Raw genomic sequence first — 5,000 nt, forward strand, 5'->3', positions numbered from 1 at the left:
CGGTGCCGCCGAACCCCGACGCGCCGCCCAGACCACCGCCCAGACCACCGCCCAAGCCGCTGCCCAGGCCGCTGCCCAGGCCACCGCCGCCGCTGACGACACCGCTCAACCCGGCGCCGCCGGAGCTGGCCGCATTGCCGCTCAGAACCGCGTTGGAGGAACTGGCCGACCCGCCGCTGGACGGGGCGCCGCCCATGGCGGAGATGGTGATGGAACGCCCGGCGTCGCTGCTGGTCGAATTGCCGATGTTGCTGATGGTGATCGAGCGTCCGGCGTCCGTGCTGCTGTTGCCGCCGCCCGCGGCGCTCCCGCTGCCGATCGACGAGCTGGTGATGACACGGCCCGCGTCGCTGCTGGTCTGCAGACCCGGCAGGGTCGGGGCGGTTCCCAGAGTCGGCCCGGTCGTCTGCGTGGTCCCGGTCCCGGCGGCGGTCGTCGCCGCCGTGGACGTGGACGCCGCGGTCGTCGTGTTGCCGGTGGAGGCGGCAGCCGTCACGACCGGCGGCGGCGGAGCCACCGTGTGGGTGGTCGTGCCGCTGCTGCCCGTGTTGCCCACGGCGTCGCTCGCCTTGGCCGAGATGGTGTGGCTGCCGATCCCCAGATCGGCGGCCAGGGCAAGCTGCCAGGCGCCGGTCGCGCTGGCCCGCGCCGTGCCCACCGATTGTCCGTTGACCGTCACGGTGACGAGGCTGTTCGCCTCGGCGGTGCCCTGCACCACCGGCGTGCTGCCGGCGGTGGTGTTCAGCGTCACGGTCGGGGCCGCCGGCGGCGTGGTGTCGATGATCAGGGTGGTGGCCGCCGACGCTTCGCTGACGTTGCCGGCCCGGTCGGTGGCCTGAACCTGGACGCTGTGCGTGCCATCGGCCAGGGCCGTCGCGAACTGGAAGGTCCAGGCGCCGCTGGCGTCCGCCACCGCCGTTCCGGCGACCTTGCCGTCCACCAGCACGCTGACCGTGCTGCCGGCTTCCGTCGTTCCGCCGAGGGTCGGCGTGGCGATGCCGGAGATGCGCTCGCCGGACGCCGTCCCGGCGACGGTGCTGCTGGTCACCGACGGTGCGGGCGTCACCGGCTTGGCGGTGTCGACCGTCACGGACAGGGCGTCGGACGGATCGCTGACGATGCCGAACCGGTTGGTCGCCGTGGTCGTGATGCTGTGCACCCCGTCGCTCAGCGCCGTCTGGAACTGGTGGACCCAGAAGCCGTTGGAGTCGGCCACCGCCGTTCCCACCGCCTTGCCGTCCACCAGCACGGTCACCGTGGCGTTCGCCTCGGCGGTGCCGGACAGCGTCGGCCTCGTGACGTTGGTCAACCGGTCGGTCGTCGACGCGCCGGAGTCGGAGCGGCCGCTCAGGGCCGTGTCCTCCGGCTTGGCCGGCACCGGCGTGTCGATCAGGACCCCGCTGGTGTCGCCCACGCCCTCCAGCGCGGTGACCAGCGGCCCCTGGGCCGCGTCCGTGACGGTCGAACCGTTCAGCGCCAGCCCGAGGACCGAGACGCCCTGCGGCGCGCTGTCTCCGACCGGAACGACATAGTCGAACCGCAGCAGCGTGCCCGTGCTTCCCGCCGCGTTGTAGGTGGCGGACCGGATGTTGCTGCCGACCGCCAGTTCCAGGACCGGGCTGCCGCCGCTGACGATGGCCGCTTCGCTGAGCTGGACATAGAAGCTGACCGTCTCGCCCGGCAGATAGGTCTGCGCCGGGGGAGCCGTGACGCTGACCACCGAAGGCGGCGTGCGGTCCACCGCCAGGCTGCGGGTCCCCTGGGTGGGGTTGCCCGCCGCATCGGTGAGGCTGGCGGTCACGGTGACCTTGCTGCCATCCGTCAGCGCCAGCAGGTCGGCGGAGGGGATGGACAGGCTCCAGGCGTTCCTGGTCACCGTCGTGCTGTAGGTCTTGCCGTTCAACGTCACCGTGACCGTCCGGCCGTCCTCGACCCCGCTGGTGACGCCCGACACCCTCTGGGCCACGGCGCTGTCCGCCGCATTGAACACGTTGTCGCCCGCCACCGTGGCGATGGCGATGGTCGGCGCCGTGCGGTCGACCGAGACGTTGCGCGTCGCCTGGACCGCGGCGTTGCCCGCCACGTCCGCCAGGTCGGCGGTAATGGCAAAGGCTCCACCATCCCGCAGCGCCAGCAGGTCGGCGGAGGGGACGGACAGGCTCCAGGCGTTGTTCGTGACCGTCGTGCTGTAGGTCTTGCCGTTCAGCGTCACCGTGACCGTCTGGCCGTCCTCGACGCCCGTCGTGGTGCCGGCCACCGTCTGGGCGACGGCGCTTTCCGCGGCGTTCAGCACGTTGTCGCCCCCCACCGCCGTGATGGCGACGGTGGGCGCGATGCGATCGAAGGTGACGGTCCGGACGGCGGAGTCGGGGCTTTCCATCCCGGCGATGACCTGGCGGACGGTGAAGTCGACCGCGCCGGTGAGGCCGGACACATCGACGTTGGTGAAGCTGTAGGCGCCCGAGGCGTCGGCGGTGACCGTCGCCAGCAGGGAACCGTTGGCGTACAGCCGCACCGCCGCGTTGGCATTGGCGTTGGCGCCGCTGCCGTTGAACGTGACGCTGGTCGCCTTGGTGATGTTGTCCGTGCTGCTGTTGCCGGTGTCCGACGCGGCCGCGAGGGTCACCGCGCTGATCGGGGAAATCGGGGAGATCGACAGGCTGGCCGAGTCCGTGGCGGCCGAGAAGGCGGTCGTTCCGCCGCCACCGGCGGTTGCCACCTTGGTCCCGGCGGTGCCGCCGGTCTGATCCCAGGCGCGGAAGGTGATCGCCGCGTTGAGGATGCCCGCATTGGCACCGGTCGGCTGGTAGTAGAGACGATCCGTCGTGCGCAGCAGCAGCGCGCTGCCGCTGTCGTTCACCGTGCCGACCGCGGTCCAGTTGGCGCCGCCGTCGGTGCTGTAGAACCAGGTGCCTCCTTCCGAAGTGTCCACGCCGACCAGCGCAATGCCAGTGACGGCTCCGCTGTCCACGTCGGAGACGTTGGCGCCGAAGGCCACCAGGGACGACACCGCCACCCCCATGGCCCCGCTGGGCACACCCGCCGTCTGGGCAATGGTCGGCAGGGTCAGGACGGTATCGCTCAACACCGGGGCGTCGTTCACCGCGGTGACGGCGATTCCCGCCGTCGCGCTGGCCGTGCTGAATTGGCCGCCGGCCCCCAGCCCGCCGTTTGCGGTGGTGTCGTTGCCCGCCGTCGTCCCCGCCGTGCCGGACGTCTGGTCCCACAGCTTGAAGGTGATGTCGTTGGCCGCCGACCCGTTGTAGTCGGCCTTCGGCACGAAGCGCACCCGATCGGTGTTGGCGAGCAGCAGCGCCGATGCAACCGAAACACCGGAGATATCGGTCCAGTTTCCGGACCCGGCCTTGTACTGCCAGATCCCGTTGCTGTTGTCGGTCGCGGTGATCGCGATGCCCAGCGTGTTGCCATCGGCGTCGCCGGCCGTACCGGCGGAGGCCAGGATGGACGCAACGGTGTCGCCGTCGTTCCCGGTGGCATCCTCGGCGATGCCGGTCAGGCTGCGCACGTCCGTACTCAACACCGGGGCGTCGTTGGTGCCGACGAGGGTGACGATCAGGGACTTGCTGTCGCTGAGCACACCGTCGGTGGCCGTAACGGTGAAACTCTCCAACATGCTGGACGAGAGTCCGTTGATCGCGCTGTTCGACGGGACATAGGCGTACTTACCGGTGGCGCTCTCCAGATAGAGCGTGCCGTAGGTCCCCGCCACCGAACGGTCGTAGGTGACGCCGTTCAGCGTGAAGCTGGCCAATGCTCCGCCCGTGATGCCATAGGTCCGGCTGTCGCCGTCGGCGTCGGTGGAACTGAGCGTTCCCGTCTGGGTCGGGAAGCTGTCCGTCGCGACCGTGTCGGTCAGGCTGATGCCCGATGGCGTGGCAAGCGACGGCGCGCTGTTGGCGATGGCCGTGTAGGCCGAGGTCGCCGTCGGGGTGCCGCCCTTTCCGTCGTTGGCCGTCACCACCACCCGCAGGTACTTGTGCGCGTCCGACGTGGTCAGGGTGTAGGTGGCGCTCGTCGCCCCGGTGATCGAGGCGGCGTTGGTGCCGTTGGTGTCGTCGGCCCGGTACCACTGGTAGGTGAAGCTCCGGTTGTCGCCGTCCGGGTCGCTCCAGCTGCCGTTGGTCGTGGACAGCGCGTTGCCCACCGTCGCCGTCCCCGACACGCTCGGCGCCACGCTGTTCACCGGCGCGCTGTTGGCGATGGCCGTGTAGGCCGAGGTCGCCGTCGGCGTGCCGCCCTTTCCGTCGTTGGCGGTCACCACGACGCGCAGGTACTTGTGCGCGTCCGACGTGGTCAGGGTGTAGGTGGCGCTCGTCGCCCCGGTGATCGAGGCGGCGTTGGTGCCGTTGGTGTCGTCGGCCCGGTACCACTGGTAGGTGTAGCTCCGGTTGTCGCCGTCCGGGTCGCTCCAGCTGCCGTTGGTCGTGGACAGCGCGTTGCCCACCGTCGCCGTCCCCGACACGCTCGGCGCCACGCTGTTCACCGGCGCGCTGTTGGCGATGGCCGTGTAGGCCGAGGTCGCCGTCGGCGTGCCGCCCTTTCCGTCGTTGGCCGTCACCACGACGCGCAGGTACTTGTGCGCGTCCGACGTGGTCAGGGTGTAGGTGGCGCTCGTCGCCCCGGTGATCGAGGCGGCGTTGGTGCCGTTGGTGTCGTCGGCCCGGTACCACTGGTAGGTGTAGCTCCGGTTGTCGCCGTCCGGGTCGCTCCAGCTGCCGTTGGTCGTGGACAGCGCGTTGCCCACCGTCGCCGTCCCCGACACGCTCGGCGCCACGCTGTTCACCGGCGCGCTGTTGGCGATCGCCGTGTAGGCCGAGGTCGCCGTCGGCGTGCCGCCCTTTCCGTCGTTGGCCGTCACCACGACGCGCAGGTACTTGTGCGCGTCCGACGTGGTCAGGGTGTAGGTGGCGCTCGTCGCCCCGGTGATCGAGGCGGCGTTGGTGCCGTTGGTGTCGTCGGCCCGGTACCACTGGTAGGTG

Annotated in this window: 1 protein-coding gene; it reads right to left on the reverse strand. The window is 70.8% G+C overall.

All coding sequences use genetic code 11. The annotated features are described in order from the left end of the window. The coding region (locus tag QSG27_RS27615; RefSeq protein ID WP_306711888.1) for a beta strand repeat-containing protein at positions 1–5,000 on the reverse strand (5,000 nt) is incomplete at both ends.

Source organism: Azospirillum isscasi (genome assembly GCF_030849505.1).
GTDB classification, from domain to species: domain Bacteria; phylum Pseudomonadota; class Alphaproteobacteria; order Azospirillales; family Azospirillaceae; genus Azospirillum; species Azospirillum isscasi.